Raw genomic sequence first — 16,301 nt, 5'->3', positions numbered from 1 at the left:
TGAGCGAACAGGTCAGGAGGGGTGGGGCGTGGCGACACTGAACCGGCCGGGTGCGTCCGACGGGCACGTCTGCGGGATCGACGCCGCGATGGAGGTGATCGGGGGCAAGTGGAAGGTGCTCATCCTCTGGGCGCTCCACGAGCAGCCGCACCGCCGCTTCGGCGAGCTGCGCCGGCTGGTCCCGGGCATCACGGAGAAGGTCCTCGCGTCCCACCTCCGCGAGCTGGAGGCGGACGGCATCGTCGACCGCGTCTCGTACGACGAGGTTCCACCCCGCGTGGAGTACACCCTGACGAAGGACGGCATCCGCCTCAACGACGCCCTCGGCCCCCTGGCCGCGTGGGGCAGGGAGCGGGCCGGGGACGCTGGTTCCTGAGCGCCTCCAGCTGGTCCAGGAACCAGCGCTGCGGCGGCAGGGCCGTGGCCGCGGCCGCCAGGCGCTTCGTGCGGTCCGCGCGTTCCGCCGGGGGCATGGTCAGGGCCGTGTGCAGGGCCTCCGCCGTCTCGGTCACGTCGAAGGGGTTCACCGTGAGGGCGTCCTCGTGGAGTTCCTCGTGGGCGCCCGCCTCGCGGGACAGGACCAGGGCGCAGCCCGCCTCCGAGACGACCGGTATCTCCTTCGCGACCAGGTTCATGCCGTCGCGCACCGGGTTCACCAGGGCCACGTCGGCGAGGCGGTAGGCGGCGAGGGAGCGGGTGAAGTCGTCCTCGACGGAGACCAGGACCGGCTGCCAGTCCGCCGTGCCGAACTCGGCGTTGATCTCGTCGGCCAGTTCCGTGACGGAGGCCGTGTACGTCCGGTAGGCGTCGAGGTCCTGGCGCGACGGGTAGGCCGAGGCCAGATGGACCACCTGTTCGCGCCACTCGGGGTGGGTGGTCAGCAGCTCCCGGTAGGCGAGCAGGCCGCGCAGGATGTTCTTCGAGAGTTCGGTGCGGTCGACGCGGACGACGGTCTTCCGGCCGCCGGTCTCCTGGCGGAGGCGGGCCAGGCGGTCGTCCACCTCCGGGCGGTGTGCCAGCGCCCGCAGCTCCTCGCCGTCCACTCCCAGGGGGTACGTCGCCACCCGGGTGCGTCCGAGGTCGCCCGCGCCGCTCTCGAAGGCCTCCGCCCACGCGCGCGTGTGGAAGCCGAGGCGGTCCGCGCCGAGCATGCCCCGGAGGAGTTCCCCGCGGATGTCGGCCGGGAGCATCCGGAGGTGCTCCGGGGACGCCCACGGGGTGTGCGTGAAGTGGGCGATGCGCAGGTCGGGGCGGAGCTCGCGGAGCTGCCCGGGGACGAGGGCCAGGTGGTAGTCCTGCACCAGGACCGCCGCGCCCTCGGCGGCCTCAGCCGCCAGGGCCTCGGCGAAGGCGCGGTTGTAGGCGCGGTACGACTCCCAGAGGCGGCGGAACTCCGCGTCGAAGACCGGTTCGCGGGGGATGTCGTACAGATGGTGGTGGAGGAACCACAGCACCGAGTTCGCGATGCCGTTGTACGCGTCCGCGTACACGGAGGGATCGATGTCGAGCATCCGCACGCCCGGCTCGCCCGTCCCGCGCCGCACCGCCTCCCGGTCGCCCTCGCCGAGCGCCGCGCAGACCCAGAGGCTCTCGGCGGAGTCGATGGTGCTGAGGGCGGAGACCAGGCCGCCCCCGCCTCTGCGGGCGTCGAGCGAGCCGTCCTCGCCGAGCACGTACGAGACGGGGCCCCGGTTGGATGCGACGAGCACAGTAGCCATGTGGCGAACCTAGCCCGTCCCGTAAACGCTCAAACGTACGTATACGAGACGGGCTGATCCGGCCACGGGCGGTCACCGCAGGTCAGTCGCGTCGGCCGCGCATCGCCGCCTTCGCCACCAGGCCCGTCGCCGCCAGCGCCACCGCGAGCGCGCCGAGCAGCCAGAGCCGCTCGCCGTTGCTTCCCGTCTCCGCCATGGAGCCGGTGCCGGTGCCGGTGCCGGAGCCGGTGCCGGAGTCATAGCCGAGGTCCGGTCCCGAGCCCGCGTGGTGGCCGCCCTGCGGTCCCGGGGCCGGGGGAGCCGGGGGGGACGCGGTCGCCGGGACGGTGGGCGAGGTGCTCGGTTCCGGGGAGGACGGTTCCGGCTCCGCCGGGGTCGGTGAGGGCTCCGTCGGGGTGGGCGTGGGGGTCGGCGTCGGCCTCTCGTGCTCCAGCCTCGGGGTCGCCGTGCAGGACGGGTCCCGGCTGCCGTGTCCGCAGTTGGAGCGGGGTGTCTCCGCCTCGACGCCGGTGCGGAGTCTTCCGTCGCCGGTCGCCGGGTCCTTGACCGTCACCGAGTAGGTGACGGTCGCGGTCTTCCCGGCCGGGACGGTCCCCACGTACCCGATCCTCGGCTTCTCGTACGAGACCCTGCCGAGGTCCGTCCGCACGTCCCCGTTGTAGTCGGCGTCGTCCAGGATCCCCGTCAGGTCGTCGCCGAACCTCGCGTTCGGGTGGTCGGTCCCGCTGACGTTCTTCGCGGTGATCGTGTACGTGAGGGTGTCGCCCGGCTTCACCGTGCGCGGGCTCGCCGTCTTGGTGATCTCCAGGTCGGGGACCGGCACGGAGAAGGCCAGCGCGGACGGCACGTAGGTGTCGCCGCTCGTGGAGAAGGTCAGATCGGCGGAGGTCGCGCCCGGCGGGACGGCGCCGGCCGGGAGGTCGAAGGCCTTGGCGTCGATGCTCAGGTTGTCGGTCGGCTTCGGGGAGACCGCGCCGTCGTCCTCGCCGACGAAGAAGTTGTCCGTGTCGCCGGTGCGGGCCTCGGTGACGTTCCTGCCGTCGACGAGGAACCTGTCGCCCGGGGTGTTCCGGTCGCCCTCGTACGCGGTCACGCTCGCGCGCACCGTGCCGGGGCCCCGCCGGAAGCCGTCCACGGTGATCGTGGTGGCCGGGGAGGCCGAGCGCTGGAGGATGTGGCCGCCGTAGACGTGGATGCTCCGCCGCTCGGGTGCCTTCACCGGGTCCGGTCCCGGGAACCTGTGGACGACCGTCAGGGACCAGCCCGCCACGCAGCCCTTGCCGCTCGGCGCCCAGAGGTTGCCGACCGCCACCTGCGCGTCCGTCCCCGAGACGCCCGCGAAGGCGGCGGTCACGTCGGACTCGCCCGTGTAGTAGTGCGGGCCGCCGGTGTCGGCCGGGTCGGCGACCATGCTGTCGATCGAGACCGGGGTCGCCGCGCCCGCCCCGACCTTGATCAGCGGGGCCGTCGTCGTCGGGTCGCCGGGGGAGCGCCCGACGTCCGCGCCCGAGGGGTCGCAGCGCTTCAGCGGGGCGCCGCCCGGGCCCTTGTACGTGCCGTCGTTGCCGCCCCAGAAGAGGCGGGCGTACGCGACCTCGGCGCCCGCGGGGATCTTCACGTGGCCGGTGCTGGAGCCGAAGCCGTCGTCCCCGATGCCGCCGGCGTCGATCCGCCGCATCACGAAGGTGTCGTTGTCGTCCGAGCCCTGGCCGGACGCCGCCGTCGCGCAGCGGCCGGCCAGGTCGGCCGGGGCGGTCGGGCAGCCCATGACCGTGTTGCCGATCGTGGTGAAGTCGCCGTACAGCGACGCGTCGTACCGCTTGCCGAAGGGCTCGATCACGTCCGCGGCGGCCGGGGCGGCCGCCGTGAACGCGAGCGAGCCCGCCGTGAGCCCGATGGCCGCGAGCACCCTGCTCAGGTGAGGTTGTCTGAAGCGCATAAAAGGGCAATTTATGCAAAACGGATCATCATGCGGCGTTACGCCACGCGGCGGTGCGCGTACTCCGTGATCTCGGCCATCGGCGGCCGCTCCTCCGTGTCCACCGCGTACGTCCGCGGCTCGAAGCCCTTCTCGCCCCGCTCGAACTGCGTCAACCTCGGCCGCACCAGATGACCCCGCGAGAGCCGCAGCTGCGCCGTCCGGTAGATCGCCGCCGCCATCCGGCCCAGCGCCTGCCCGTCCTGGTGCCGATGCTTGCGCACCCCTACGTCCACCTGTGCGAGCGCGTCCAGGCCCACCGTGTGCAGGGCGTCCACCAGCAGCCCCAGCTCCACTCCGTAACCGACCGGGAAAGGGAGCCGTTCGAGCAGCGAGCGCCGCGCCGCGTACTCGCCGCCCAGCGGCTGCACGAAGCCGGCCAGCTGCGGCCAGTGCAGATTGAGCAGCGGGCGCGCCACCAGTTCCGTCACCCGGCCGCCCTGACCGGGGGTGTCTCCGAACGGGCGGTCGTACATCGCCTTGACGAAGTCCACGTCCGGGTCCGTGAGCAGCGGGCCCACGATCCCCGTCACGAAGTCCGCGGAGAAGTCCCGCAGGTCCGCGTCCACGAAGCACACGACGTCCCCGCTGGTCACCATCAGCGACCGCCACAGGACCTCGCCCTTGCCGGGCACGGCCGGTATCCGGGGGAGTATCGCGTCCCGCGCCACCACCCGCGCGCCGGCCGCGGCGGCCACCTCCGCCGTACGGTCCGTGGACCCCGAGTCGATCACCACCAGTTCGTCGACGAGCGGCACAGCCTCGGTCATCAGCTCGCGGCGGATCACGGCGACGATGTCCCCGACCGTCGCCTCCTCGTTCAGCGCGGGCAGGACGACGCTGACCTTCGTGTTCCGCTTGGCGGCGAGGATCCGCTCCAGCGGCCGGTCCGCCACGGACCAGGACCGCCGGTCCAGCCAGCGCTCCACCTCTTCCAGCACGTGATCTCCATCTCGCGGTTCGGACGGCCGGTTCAAGCGTCCGGGCCTTCGGTTACAGTCTTGAACAACGCGGATGCCCGATGCACGTCGGGGTGCCGCCCGCGCCGGAGCGCAGGAACGAAAGTCCACCGCGCTTCACAATCGAATACCGCTCATCCAGAGGGGCAGAGGGAAACGGCCCGTTGAAGCCCCGGCAACCCTCCAGTCGGTTACTCGTCCTCCAGCGAGGTCCCCGACTAGGGAAGGTGCCAAATCCGTCTCATGACGAAAAATTCGTCATGGGAAAGATGAGGAGAAAGGGCCTCGCCTCCATGGCTGTACAGACCGTCGCACCCACCACCGTCGACCTCGGTCCCGCGTCCGGACTTTCCTGTCGCGAATGCGGTGAAATCTTCCCGCTCGGCCCGATCTTCGCCTGCGAACTCTGTTTCGGACCGCTCGAAGTCGCGTACGACCTCCCCACCGGTGACCCCGAGGCGCTGCGCAAGCAGATCGAGGCCGGCCCCGCCAACATCTGGCGCTACGCCCCGCTGCTGCCCGTCCCCGCCGACGTCGCCGAGAAGCCGAACCTGAACCCCGGCTGGACCAAGCTCGTCCAGGCCGACAACCTCGCCCGCGAGCTCGGCGTCGCCCCCGGCAAGCTCTTCGTCAAGGACGACTCCGGCAACCCGACCCACTCCTTCAAGGACCGGGTCGTCGCCCAGGCGCTCGAAGCCGCCCGGGCCTTCGGCTTCACCACCCTCTCCTGCTCCTCCACGGGCAACCTGGCCGGCGCCGTCGGCGCCGCCGCCGCCCGCGCCGGCTTCCGCTCCTGCGTGTTCATCCCGCACGACCTGGAGCAGGGCAAGGTCGTCATGGCCGGTGTCTACGGCGGTGAACTCGTCGCCATCGAGGGCAACTACGACGACGTCAACCGCTTCTGCTCGGAGCTCATCGGCGACCCGCTCGGCGAGGGCTGGGGCTTCGTGAACGTCAACCTCCGCCCGTACTACGGCGAGGGCTCCAAGACGCTCGCGTACGAGATCTGCGAGCAGCTCGGCTGGGTCATCCCCGACCAGCTCGTCATCCCGATCGCCTCCGGCTCCCAGCTCACCAAGATCGACAAGGGTCTGCAGGAGCTCATCAAGCTGGGCCTCGTCGAGGACAAGCCGTACAAGATCTTCGGCGCCCAGGCGGAGGGCTGCTCCCCGGTCTCCGCCGCCTTCAAGGCCGGCCACGACGTCGTCCGCCCGCAGAAGCCGAACACCATCGCCAAGTCGCTGGCGATCGGCAACCCGGCCGACGGCCCGTACGTCCTCGACATCGCCCGCCGCACCGGCGGTGCCGTGGAGGACGTGAACGACGAGCAGGTCGTCGAGGCCATCAAGCTCCTCGCGCAGACCGAGGGCGTCTTCGCCGAGACCGCGGGCGGCGTGACCGTCGGCGTGACGAAGAAGCTCGTCGAGGCCGGTCTCATCGACCCGGACCTCACCACCGTCGTCCTCAACACCGGCGACGGACTCAAGACCCTGGACGCGGTGGCCGACACCTCTCAGGCGACCGCCACCATCCGCCCGAGCCTGGACGCGTTCCGCGACGCCGGCCTGGCGCTCTGAAAGGTTAAGAAGACATGGCCGTGAACGTCCGCATCCCCACCATCCTCCGCACCTACACGGGCGGTCAGTCCGAGGTCCAGGCCGAGGGCGCGACCCTCGCCGAGGTCATCGCGGACCTGGAGAAGAACCACACCGGGATCGCCGCCCGCGTCCTGGACGACCAGGGCAAGCTGCGCCGCTTCGTCAACGTCTACGTCAACGACGACGACGTGCGCTTCGAGCAGGGCCTGGAGACGGCCACCCCGGCCGGCGCGGGCGTCTCGATCATCCCCGCCGTCGCCGGCGGCTGCTGACCTTTACCAGTCGGTACGAATTGCCCCTTCCGCGCGATAAGCGGAAGGGGCAATTCTGTATGGTTGAGCGCGGTAGAGTTGGGGAAGTCCCCTCCGCTGCTCATGCCGGACGCATATGAGAATGCGTCCCCGCGCGACAAGAAGCAGCCAAAGTGCCTGCGCGTTGTGTACGTTCTGCGCGCTTTGCCGGGCCCGACTTGCCCCGTAATTCAGGGGATTCTCCCCAATTCCCCTTTCCGGGGCGCCCAGAATTCTCGGTCGAATGACCTGTTGCAGAGGGCAGTTGGGCAGATACATTCAGCGGCGGTCGACGCGTTCCGGCGCAGGGTCTGACCCGGGTCCGCGAGGTGCGGTCCCGCGCAAGGGCCAGTAATAGGGGAGTTAGGCATGGCTCAGGGCACCGTCAAGTGGTTCAACGCGGAGAAGGGCTACGGCTTCATCGCGGTCGACGGTGGTGCGGATGTTTTCGTCCACTACAGCGCGATCCAGATGGATGGCTACCGCAGCCTCGAAGAGGGACAGCGAGTCGAGTTCGAGATCTCGCAGGGCCAGAAGGGTCCGCAGGCGGACATGGTCAAGCTCGCCGTCTGAGCGCGGCGCGATCGGCCACCGACGCAACGCCGTCGAGGGGTCCGCATCCCTGAGGGGATGCGGACCCCTCGTGCGTTCCCGAGCCTCGTGCGTGAGGTGCCCGATCCACGAGAGTCGCTTGCACTCGCATGGGTCGAGTGCTAATCATTGGCGTTAGCACTCGGAAGGTGAGAGTGCTTACGAGGATCGGGCAGACGAGGTCCGCGGCCAGGTGGGGCAAGGAACCATCGGGCACGCAGGCCGTCCGTCGCGGGCGTCGGCGCGGTCCTGGAGCGTTATCCACCCCATGTCCGGGAGGACCACTTCACATGGCCAAGATCATCGCGTTCGACGAGGAGGCCCGGCGCGGTCTCGAGCGCGGCATGAACCAGCTCGCTGACGCCGTCAAGGTCACCCTCGGCCCCAAGGGCCGCAACGTCGTCCTCGAGAAGAAGTGGGGCGCCCCCACGATCACCAACGATGGTGTCTCCATCGCCAAGGAGATCGAGCTCGAGGACCCGTACGAGAAGATCGGCGCCGAGCTGGTCAAGGAAGTCGCCAAGAAGACGGACGACGTCGCCGGCGACGGTACGACCACCGCCACCGTCCTCGCCCAGGCGCTCGTCCGCGAGGGCCTCCGCAACGTCGCCGCGGGTGCCAACCCGATGGCCCTCAAGCGCGGCATCGAGAAGGCCGTCGAGGCCGTCTCCGGCGCCCTGCTCGAGCAGGCGAAGGATGTCGAGACCAAGGAGCAGATCGCTTCCACGGCCTCCATCTCCGCCGCCGACACCCAGATCGGCGAGCTCATCGCCGAGGCGATGGACAAGGTCGGCAAGGAAGGCGTCATCACGGTCGAGGAGTCCCAGACCTTCGGTCTGGAGCTGGAGCTCACCGAGGGCATGCGCTTCGACAAGGGCTACATCTCGGCGTACTTCGCCACCGACATGGAGCGCATGGAGGCGTCGCTCGACGACCCGTACCTCCTGATCGTCAACTCCAAGATCTCCTCCGTGAAGGACCTCCTTCCGCTCCTGGAGAAGGTCATGCAGTCGGGCAAGCCGCTGCTGATCATCGCCGAGGACGTCGAGGGCGAGGCCCTGTCGACCCTGGTCGTCAACAAGATCCGCGGCACCTTCAAGTCCGTCGCGGTCAAGGCCCCGGGCTTCGGCGACCGCCGCAAGGCCATGCTGAACGACATCGCCATCCTCACGGGCGGCACGGTCATCTCCGAGGAGGTCGGCCTCAAGCTCGAGAACGCGGGCCTGGACCTGCTCGGCCGCGCCCGCAAGGTCGTCATCACCAAGGACGAGACCACCATCGTCGACGGTGCCGGTGACAGCGAGCAGGTCGCCGGTCGCGTGAACCAGATCCGCGCCGAGATCGAGAACTCCGACTCGGACTACGACCGCGAGAAGCTCCAGGAGCGCCTCGCGAAGCTGGCCGGCGGCGTGGCCGTCATCAAGGCCGGTGCCGCGACCGAGGTCGAGCTCAAGGAGCGCAAGCACCGCATCGAGGACGCCGTTCGCAACGCGAAGGCGGCCGTCGAGGAGGGCATCGTCGCCGGCGGTGGCGTGGCCCTGCTCCAGGCGTCCAACGTCTTCGAGAAGCTCGAGGCCGACCTGTCGGGCGACGAGGCCACCGGTGCCAACATCGTCAAGCTGGCGCTCGAGGCCCCGCTGAAGCAGATCGCGGTCAACGCCGGTCTCGAGGGCGGCGTCGTGGCGGAGAAGGTCCGCAACCTGCCCGTCGGCCACGGCCTGAACGCCGCGACCAACGAGTACGTCGACCTCATCGCCGAGGGCATCATCGACCCGGCGAAGGTCACGCGCTCCGCGCTGCAGAACGCCGCGTCGATCGCCGCGCTGTTCCTCACCACCGAGGCCGTCATCGCCGACAAGCCGGAGAAGGCGTCCGCGCCGGCCGGCGGCGGCATGCCGGGCGGTGACATGGACTTCTGATCCTGACGGATCGGTGGTTCATCGCTGAACGCGCAGCTCGCGTACGCGAACGAGGGCGGCACCCCCACCAGGGGGTGCCGCCCTCGGGCGTTCGGCGGATGCTGGAGGAGTGAGTTCCCTCCGGGAAGGGGTCGCGACGATGGTCACCCTGCTCACGACACCGGCCGACCGCGAGCTGGTCGTCACCCGCACCTTCGACACCGTGCCGGAGCGGCTCTGGGAGGCGTGGACCCGCCCCGAGCACGTCCGGGAGTGGTACGGCGTCGCCGCCCTGACGACCACGGTCGTCGACATCGACCTCCGTGTCGGCGGAGCCTGGCGCTGGGGCCAGACCGGTCCGGACGGCCAGGAGATCGTCTTCTCCGGCGTGTACGAGGACGTCGTCCCGGCGGAGCGGCTCGACTACACGGAGGTCTTCGAGCAGATGCCGGACGGCGAGCCGGTCCGGGTGACCCTCACCTTCGACGCGACGCCCGACGGCGGCACGGCCCTGACCAGCACGTCCTTCTGGCCCTCGAACGAGAGCAGGGACCAGGCGCTGGCGGCGGGCATGGAGGCGGGCATCAGGGAGCAGTACGACCGGCTCGCGGAGTACCTGAAGACGCTGTGAGCCCGACGGGCGGCGCGCCGCCGCTCACGCCGGCGGGGCCAGCAGGTCCTCGTCCTGGCCCGAGTGGCGCAGGGAGGCCGTGACGAAGCCGTTCGCCTTCAGTTCCTCGACCGTGGCGCGGAGGAAGGCGACGGTCTCGGGGCGGCGGGCGACCGTCGTTCCGACGGCCTGGCGGATCTCCATGAAGCGGCCGTCGATCAGCCGTACGTCCGGGTGTGCGGCGGCGTACGCGGTGAGCGGCTGCCGGATCCCCGCGCCGACCTCCAGGGCCTCGGCCCGGAAGGTGTCGACGCCCTCGTCGCCGCGCACCACGGTCGCGTGGGTGAGGCTCCTCGACAGGAACAGGTCGTACGCGGAGCCCTTCTTGACCCCGATCCGCACGCCCGGTGCGTCCACCTCCTCGACGGTGGTGAGCGCCGAGTCGCGCGGCACGGCGTACACGCCCTCGATGACGACGTACGGGGCGGTGAACGCGACCTCCGTCTCCCGGGCCGGGTCCACGGCGAGGAAGCAGAGGTCCGCCCGGCCGTCCGCCATCGCCTCGAAGGACTTCCGCGCCGCGTCGAAGCAGAGCAGCTCGACGGGGAGGCCGAGCCGCGCTCCGATCTCCCGCGCCAGATCCACGGTGATCCCGCCGGGGGCCTCGGGCGTGCCCTGCGCGAGCACCGGGTTCCCGAGGTTGACGGAGGCCCGGAGGACCCCGGTGGGCGCGAGGTCGGCGGCGATGGCGGGGTGCGGTGTGGTGGTCGTCATGGGCGGAGTCTAGGCAGGGGGCGGGGTGTGGTCGGGGCGGAGTCAGGGCAGGGGGGTCGGGGCGGAGTCGGGCAGGGGCGGGGTGTGGTCGTGGTCGGTGACCGAGGCCCCCGCTCCCCGCCGGTGAACACCCCCCGGCCGGGCGGGGGTTGGCCCCACCTCTCACTCGCCGGTCTGCCGGATGGGTGGCGGGGGCCCGGTCCGCGAGGCTGTGCGCATGACAACGAACCGTGGACGCAAGGCCCTGTTGCTCACCCTCTCCGCCGCCGTCGTGGCCGGCGTCGCCCTCGCCGGGGGCGGGGTCGCCCCCGCTGCCGCCGCCGGGCTCGAGTGGGGTGACTGCGACCCCGCCGTGAAGCCGCTGCCGGGGCAGCGGTGCGCCACGCTCTCCGTCCCCCTCGACTACGCCGACCCCGAGGGCGAGCAGATCGGGCTCGCCGTCGCCCGGCTGCCCAGCACCCGGCCCGAGGCGCGGCGCGGGACGCTCATGGTGATCCCGGGCGGGCCGGGGAGCTCCGGTGTGCAGCGCCTCGGGCAGAAGGGGGCCGCCCTCGCGAAGGAGATGAACGGCGCCTACGACCTCGTCGCCTTCGACCCGCGCGGGGTCGGCGGCTCGGCGAAGGCCCGGTGCGGCTTCGGCGAGGACGACCGGCGCCTGGTGACCCTGCGGTCCTGGCCGGCCGCCGACGGCGGCATCGGCGAGAACGTGGCCCGCTCGCGCCGGATGGCCGAGGCCTGTGCGCGGAACGGCGGCGCGATGGTCCGCGGTCTGACCACGGCCAACCAGGTCCGGGACCTGGACCGGCTGCGGCAGGCGCTCGGTGAGCGGAAGCTGTCGGCGTGGAGCGTCTCGTACGGGACGTACGTGGCCGCCGTGTACGCCCAGAAGTTCCCGGAGCGCACCGACCGCTGGGTCCTCGACAGCAGCGCCGACCCGGACCCGAAGCGCGTCGCCCGGGGCTGGCTCGCGGGCATGGCGCGCGGCGCCGAGGACCGCTTCCCGGACTTCGCGGCCTGGGCCGCCCACCCGGACCGGGCGAAGGAGGGGCTGCGGCTCGCCGAACGCCCGGAGGACGTACGGCCGTTGTTCCTGGACCTGGCAGCCCGTCTCGACCGTGAGCCGCGTCCGTCGACGACCCCCGGCACCCCCCTGACGGGCACGGTCCTGCGGCAGGCGCTCCAGCAGACGCTGTACGCGGACGCCGCCTTCCCGGCCTTCGCCCGGCTGATGGCCCAGGCCCTCGACCCGGCGGGCGTGCCGGTGCTGCCGCCGGAGCTGGCCGGGCCGATGCCGGACGAGGCGGCGACGGTGAGCGTGGGCGTGATCTGCAACGACGTGGACTGGCCCCGTTCCGTGCCGGCGTACGAGCGGGCCGTCGCGGCGGACCGCGTGCGGTACCCGCTGACGGCGGGCATGCCGGCGAACATCACGCCCTGCTCGTTCTGGAAGGGCGGCGCGGTGGGGAAGCCGACCCGGATCACCGACCGGGGCCCGTCGAACGTGCTCATGATCCAGAACCTGCGCGACCCGTCGACCCCGCACTCCGCCGGCCTGAAGATGCGCGAGGCCTTCGGTGACCGGGCGCGCCTGGTCTCCGTCGACAAGGGCGGCCACGGGGTCTACCTCGGGAACGGGAACGCCTGCGGCGACGGTGCGGTGACCCGCTTCCTGACGGAGGGCGTGCGGCCCGCGGAGGACGTCCTCTGCCGGTGACGCGAGGGGAAGGGCCCGCCCGGATCTCTCCGGGCGGGCCCTTCCGCTGCGAGGGGGTCTTCAGGCGTGCAGGGCCGCGCGCAGGTGACCCTCGGACGCGGTCAGCCGCTGCTCGGCGGTCTTGGCATCGATGTCGGCGAGGATCATCAGGATCGCGGTCTTCACCTCTCCGTCGGCGGCGGCGAGGGCGGTCTCGATCTGCTCGTCCGGTGCGCCGGTGGCCAGGGCGACGATCCGCCGCGAGCGGGCCTGGAGCTTCTCGTTGGAGGCGCGGACGTCGACCATCAGGTTTCCGTAGGTCTTGCCGAGGCGGATCATCGTGATGGTCGAGATCATGTTGAGGACGAGCTTCTGGGCGGTGCCGGCCTTGAGGCGGGTGGAGCCGGTGAGGAGCTCGGGCCCGGGGACGACCTCGATGCCGTGCTCTGCGGCGGCGGCGAGCGCGCTGTCCTCGTTGCAGGAGAGGCCGATGGTGAGCGCGCCGAGGGCGCGGGCGTGCTCGACGGCGCCGACGGCGTACGGGGTGCGGCCGGAGGCGGAGATGCCGACGACGGTGTCGTCGGCGGTGAGGCCGAGCGCGGTGAGGTCCTCCACCGCGAGTTCCTTGGAGTCCTCGGCGCCTTCGACGGCCTTGACCATGGCGGACGGGCCGCCCGCGATGAGGCCGACGACCTGCGAGGGGTCGGTGTTGAAGGTGGGCGGGCACTCGCTGGCGTCGAGGACGCCGAGGCGGCCCGCGGTGCCTGCGCCCATGTAGATGAGGCGGCCGCCGCGGGCCATGCGGGCGGCGGTGGCGTCGATCGCGGCGGCGATCGCGGGGAGCTGCCGGGCGACGGCCTCGGGGACGGTCCGGTCCTCGCCGTTCATGGTGCGGGCGATGTCCAGGGTGGGGAGCTGGTCGATCTCGGCGAGCTCGGGGCGGAAGGCCTCGGTGGTGAGGGTGGCCAGCTGGGCGCGCAGTTCGGAGTACGTGGTGGGCACGGGGGCTCTTTCGGTGCGGCGGCGTCGTCGGCGCCGGTGATCGAGTGGGTCAGCGGGTGCGGGGGGAGTGGCGGTGGGCGAGGGCTTCGTACGAGGCGGCGAGGGCAGGGGCCGCCGTCTCGTACGTGCGCTGGGTGACGCAGGTGAACAGGCAGTCCACGACCAGGAGCTGGCTGGTGCGGGACGACATGGCAGCGGGGCGCAGTTCGCTCTCGCGCGCGGTCGAGGTGGTCAGGACGTGGTCGGCGTACTGGGTGACCGGGCCGTCCGGGCGGCCGGTGATGGCGACCGTGGTGGCGCCGTGGTCGAAGGCCACGCGCAGGGGTTCTATGACGTCGCCGGTGGAGCCGGAGTGGGTGATGGCGAGGGCGACGTCGCCGGAGCGGAGCTGTACGGCGTTGGTGACGGCGAGGTGCGGGTCGCTGTGGGCGTGCGCGATCAGTCCGATGCGGAGCAGTTTCTGGCCGAGGTCCTGGGCGACGAGGCCGGAGGCGCCGACGCCGTAGATGTCGATGCGGCGGGCGACGGCGAGGGCGGCGACGGCGGCGCCGAGCTGGACGGTGTCGAGTCCGGCGGCGGTGTCGGCGAGGGTCTGCTGCTCGTCGTAGGCCAGCTTGGCGACGACGTCGGCGATGGGGTCGTCGACGGCGATGTCGGCGGTGACGGCCGGGGCGCGGCCGGACTGCTGCTGGGCGGCCAGGCCGGCGAGGGCGAGGCGCAGGTCGCGGTAGCCGGGGTAGCCGAGGAGCCGGGCGGTGCGGACGACGGTCGCCTCGCTGGTGCCGGTGAGCTCGGCGAGGCCGGTGACCGTGAGGGCGGCGCAGCCGGCCGGGTCTCCGGCGACGGCCTCGGCGACCCGCTGCATGGAGCGGGTCATGGACGGCGCGAGGGTCCGCACCTTGGCCGCGAGGGCGGCGGGGGCGGGCGGCGCCTCGCTGGTGAAACTTTCCTTCACGTCATTGGTCACACCTGAAAGATACTTTCGGCCCGGTGGGGCGACAAGACCCCGCGGGTCCCGGATACGGCGGGGCTTCCGGCGGGACTCCGGCGGGACTCCGGCGGTGGCTTCCGGCGGTGACTTCCGGAGGGGACCTTCGCCCTTTCCCTCGGACGGGTGACAATGAGTGCATGGACGACATCGACCCCGTGGAGCAGGCGCTGCATGCCGCCCGCGCGCTGGTTCTGGCCGACCTCGTGGCCCGGAAGGTGTCCGCCGCAGAGGTCGTGTCGATGGTGGAGGACGCCGTGACCCACCGGCGCTGGTGGGTCGAGCAGTGGCCCGAGGGGGTGTCGTACGTCGCCGGGCTCGTCGCCCAGGACGTGCAGGACGCCCTGCTCGAACGGTACGGACGCTGGCCGCTCTGCCCGGTCTGCGCCTCGGGCGACCCGCACGCCCTCGACGTGGAGCCGGAGCTCGGCCCGGACCCGCACTGGGTCTGCGGCAAGCAGGGCGTGGTGGTGGCCCCGGTGGGCGGCCTGACATGACGGGAGCCCCCGCGTGAGCCTCTACATCGACCCGCCGACCTGGCCGGGGCACGGCCGCATGTGGTCGCACCTGGTCAGCGACGTCTCCTTCGAGGAGCTGCACGCCTTCGCCGCCGGGATCGGCGCCCCGCCGCGCGCCTTCGAGCGGGACCACTACGACATCCCCTCCGACCGGTACGCGGACGCGGTGGCGGCCGGCGCGATCGAGGTGGGCTCGAAGGAACTGCTCCGCCACCTCACGAAGGCGGGCCTGCGGCGGCCGAAGGGACGGCCGGCTTCCTGAGGCGCGGCCTCAGGGCAGGAAGGTGACGCCGACCTGCATGTGGATGTGGTCCGTGTGGGCGTCGCGGAGCCGGGCGTTCTCGCTGCCGGGGGCGGCGTCCGGGGCGTAGTCCGGGTAGATCACGAAGCCGGTGCCGCCGAGGTCCGGCATGGGCCACTTGTTGGCCGGGCCGAACGCCGTCGCCTCGCACTCGAAGGTGGCGGACCGGAAGGCGGTCGTGAACAGCCCGAACCCGAGCGCGTCCGCGGCAGGGTCGATCCTGACCTTCACACCGGCCGGTCGCGGCAGGTTGCCCCAGTCCTTCTTCACCGACCGGGTGAACGAGGTCCCGTCCAACTGCCCCGTGAAGCCCGAGAGATCGAGCGCGCGGCCCTGGTTGTGACAGTCCTTCAGGTTCGGCCCGCCGTGCCCGATGCCCAGGTGGAGGAGTTCGGCGACGTCCGGCGCCGAGGCGTTGATCCAGCGGGTGAGGCGGTACAGCGCGATCAGCATGGACTGGTCGAGGTTGTCGATGACCGCGGACGCCGGGTTGATCTGGTTCGTGTAGCGGACGCTGCCGAACGACGGCGGGCTCACCACCACCCGCTGCCCCGGTCTCGGTGACACGACCCCGCCCGGCCCGTCCACGAAGGCCGGGCTCTTCAAGGTCATGATGCCCCGCCGCGCCAGGTCCGCCGTGAGCTGGTTCGCCTGGGCGGCGGTCAGCAGCCGGGCCGGGGCCACGCCTCCGGAGGGGGTGGGCGCGAGACGGAAGGAGGCGTCCAGAGGACCACTCGCGTCCACCCGGTCGGCGTCCACGTCGAAGCGCTGGAACTCCTCGCCGCGGAAGAAGTAGGCGAACCGGCCGCCCGGGTACACGGCGGCGTCCACGCCCTCGGTGAACAACCCGGTCCAACTGCCCGCGATCGTACGGGGATAGCCGGGGTCCACCCGGTCGGCGGTGATGTCGTACCGCACGTACGCGTCGCCCTTGAAGAGGTACACCTTGCCGTTCCCCCAGTTCACGCCCGCGTCGATGCCGGTGCGCCAGTCGGGGCCGCCGCCCGAGCCGTCGGGCAGACCGGTCCAGCCGAACTCGACCGTGAACGGATCGTTGGGCGGCAGGTACTCGGGGTCGACCCGGTCGGCGGGGGCGTCGTACCGGACATAGGTGCCCCCCATGAAGGCGTACGCCTTCCCCGCACCCCACCAGACGAAGGCGTCCGGCGAGCGGGGCATGCCGGGCCACAGGCTGATCGCGAGACCGGAGTCCTCACGGACCCCCGTGACCGAGTCGTACCGGTCGTAGGTGTCGTCGGCGTGGAACAGGTACGTCTTGTCGTTCGGCCAGGAGACGGCCGACCTCACCGTGGTCATGACGGTCTCGGCTCCTTCCTGCGGGGACGGGCCGCTCGGCGGGCGACCCGTCCCCTTCCCTTTCCC

General features: G+C 71.7%; 16 protein-coding genes and 1 riboswitch. Of the genes, 9 read left to right on the top strand and 7 right to left on the bottom strand.

Annotated features, from left to right (window positions below; genetic code table 11):
• The first annotated feature begins 28 nt into the window (after positions 1-28).
• Positions 29-376, top strand: a complete 348-nt coding sequence (locus IE237_RS38820) for a winged helix-turn-helix transcriptional regulator (protein ID WP_189806920.1) — start codon at positions 29-31, stop codon at positions 374-376.
• Here the strand turns inward: IE237_RS38820 and IE237_RS38815 are convergent.
• The 3 genes from IE237_RS38815 to IE237_RS38805 form a co-directional block, all read right to left on the bottom strand.
• On the bottom strand, positions 312-1,718 hold the full coding sequence (locus tag IE237_RS38815; protein WP_189806919.1) for an alpha,alpha-trehalose-phosphate synthase (UDP-forming): 1,407 nt from the start codon (positions 1,716-1,718) through the stop codon (positions 312-314). The two genes, IE237_RS38820 and IE237_RS38815, sit on opposite strands and share 65 nt — an antisense overlap.
• A gap of 82 nt (positions 1,719-1,800) precedes the next feature.
• A complete protein-coding gene (locus IE237_RS38810; protein WP_189806918.1) occupies positions 1,801-3,657 on the bottom strand; it encodes a DUF7927 domain-containing protein in 1,857 nt (618 codons plus the stop codon).
• A gap of 38 nt (positions 3,658-3,695) precedes the next feature.
• A complete protein-coding gene (locus IE237_RS38805) occupies positions 3,696-4,637 on the bottom strand; it encodes a glucosyl-3-phosphoglycerate synthase (protein ID WP_189806917.1) in 942 nt (313 codons plus the stop codon).
• A 149-nt stretch (positions 4,638-4,786) separates the two neighbouring features.
• A riboswitch (SAM riboswitch) is annotated at positions 4,787-4,931 on the top strand.
• Here IE237_RS38805 and thrC point away from each other — a divergent pair.
• The 5 genes from thrC (at position 4,925) to IE237_RS38780 (ending at position 9,663) form a co-directional block, all read left to right on the top strand.
• The gene (gene thrC / locus IE237_RS38800; RefSeq protein ID WP_189806938.1) at positions 4,925-6,232 is read left to right on the top strand and encodes a threonine synthase; all 1,308 of its coding nucleotides are present in this window, start codon (positions 4,925-4,927) and stop codon (positions 6,230-6,232) included. Its footprint overlaps the riboswitch before it by 7 nt.
• A 14-nt stretch (positions 6,233-6,246) precedes the next feature.
• Positions 6,247-6,525 carry a MoaD/ThiS family protein gene (locus IE237_RS38795; RefSeq protein ID WP_017238235.1) on the top strand — a complete coding sequence of 93 codons (279 nt, stop codon included), beginning with the start codon at positions 6,247-6,249 and terminating at the stop codon, positions 6,523-6,525.
• A gap of 387 nt (positions 6,526-6,912) precedes the next feature.
• A complete protein-coding gene (locus IE237_RS38790; protein WP_015035246.1) occupies positions 6,913-7,116 on the top strand; it encodes a cold-shock protein in 204 nt (67 codons plus the stop codon).
• Positions 7,117-7,424: 308 nt separating this feature from the next.
• Positions 7,425-9,053, top strand: a complete 1,629-nt coding sequence (gene groL, locus IE237_RS38785; RefSeq protein ID WP_189806916.1) for a chaperonin GroEL — start codon at positions 7,425-7,427, stop codon at positions 9,051-9,053.
• A gap of 109 nt (positions 9,054-9,162) precedes the next feature.
• On the top strand, positions 9,163-9,663 hold the full coding sequence (locus IE237_RS38780; protein WP_229844033.1) for an SRPBCC domain-containing protein: 501 nt from the start codon (positions 9,163-9,165) through the stop codon (positions 9,661-9,663).
• 24 nt (positions 9,664-9,687) lie between these two features.
• Here the strand turns inward: IE237_RS38780 and IE237_RS38775 are convergent, their stop codons facing one another.
• Positions 9,688-10,416, bottom strand: a complete 729-nt coding sequence (locus tag IE237_RS38775) for a transporter substrate-binding domain-containing protein (protein ID WP_189806915.1) — start codon at positions 10,414-10,416, stop codon at positions 9,688-9,690.
• Positions 10,417-10,633: 217 nt separating this feature from the next.
• Here IE237_RS38775 and IE237_RS38770 point away from each other — a divergent pair, with 217 nt between their 5' ends.
• Positions 10,634-12,130, top strand: coding sequence for an alpha/beta hydrolase (locus IE237_RS38770; RefSeq protein WP_189806914.1), 1,497 nt, complete (start codon positions 10,634-10,636; stop codon positions 12,128-12,130).
• 60 nt (positions 12,131-12,190) lie between these two features.
• On the opposite strand, the gene murQ is transcribed toward IE237_RS38770, so the two are convergent.
• Both murQ and IE237_RS38760 read right to left on the bottom strand, forming a co-directional pair.
• Entirely contained in the window at positions 12,191-13,111 is a 921-nt protein-coding gene (gene murQ, locus IE237_RS38765; RefSeq protein ID WP_189806913.1) for an N-acetylmuramic acid 6-phosphate etherase, read from the bottom strand.
• Positions 13,112-13,160: 49 nt separating this feature from the next.
• Positions 13,161-14,078: a MurR/RpiR family transcriptional regulator gene (locus IE237_RS38760; protein WP_189806912.1), complete on the bottom strand. Its 918-nt coding sequence runs from the start codon at positions 14,076-14,078 to the stop codon at positions 13,161-13,163.
• A gap of 161 nt (positions 14,079-14,239) precedes the next feature.
• Between IE237_RS38760 and IE237_RS38755 the strand changes: the two genes are divergently transcribed.
• Positions 14,240-14,596 carry a DUF8819 family protein gene (locus tag IE237_RS38755; RefSeq protein WP_189806911.1) on the top strand — a complete coding sequence of 119 codons (357 nt, stop codon included), beginning with the start codon at positions 14,240-14,242 and terminating at the stop codon, positions 14,594-14,596.
• A gap of 13 nt (positions 14,597-14,609) precedes the next feature.
• On the top strand, positions 14,610-14,879 hold the full coding sequence (locus IE237_RS38750; protein ID WP_189806910.1) for a DUF4031 domain-containing protein: 270 nt from the start codon (positions 14,610-14,612) through the stop codon (positions 14,877-14,879).
• 9 nt (positions 14,880-14,888) lie between these two features.
• Here the strand turns inward: IE237_RS38750 and IE237_RS38745 are convergent, their stop codons facing one another.
• On the bottom strand, positions 14,889-16,235 hold the full coding sequence (locus IE237_RS38745) for a hemopexin repeat-containing protein (protein WP_189806909.1): 1,347 nt from the start codon (positions 16,233-16,235) through the stop codon (positions 14,889-14,891).
• Positions 16,236-16,301 lie beyond the last annotated feature (66 nt).

This window comes from Streptomyces tanashiensis (genome assembly GCF_014648895.1).
Taxonomy (GTDB): domain Bacteria; phylum Actinomycetota; class Actinomycetes; order Streptomycetales; family Streptomycetaceae; genus Streptomyces; species Streptomyces tanashiensis.
This window is presented reverse-complemented; position numbering and strand designations above follow the sequence as displayed.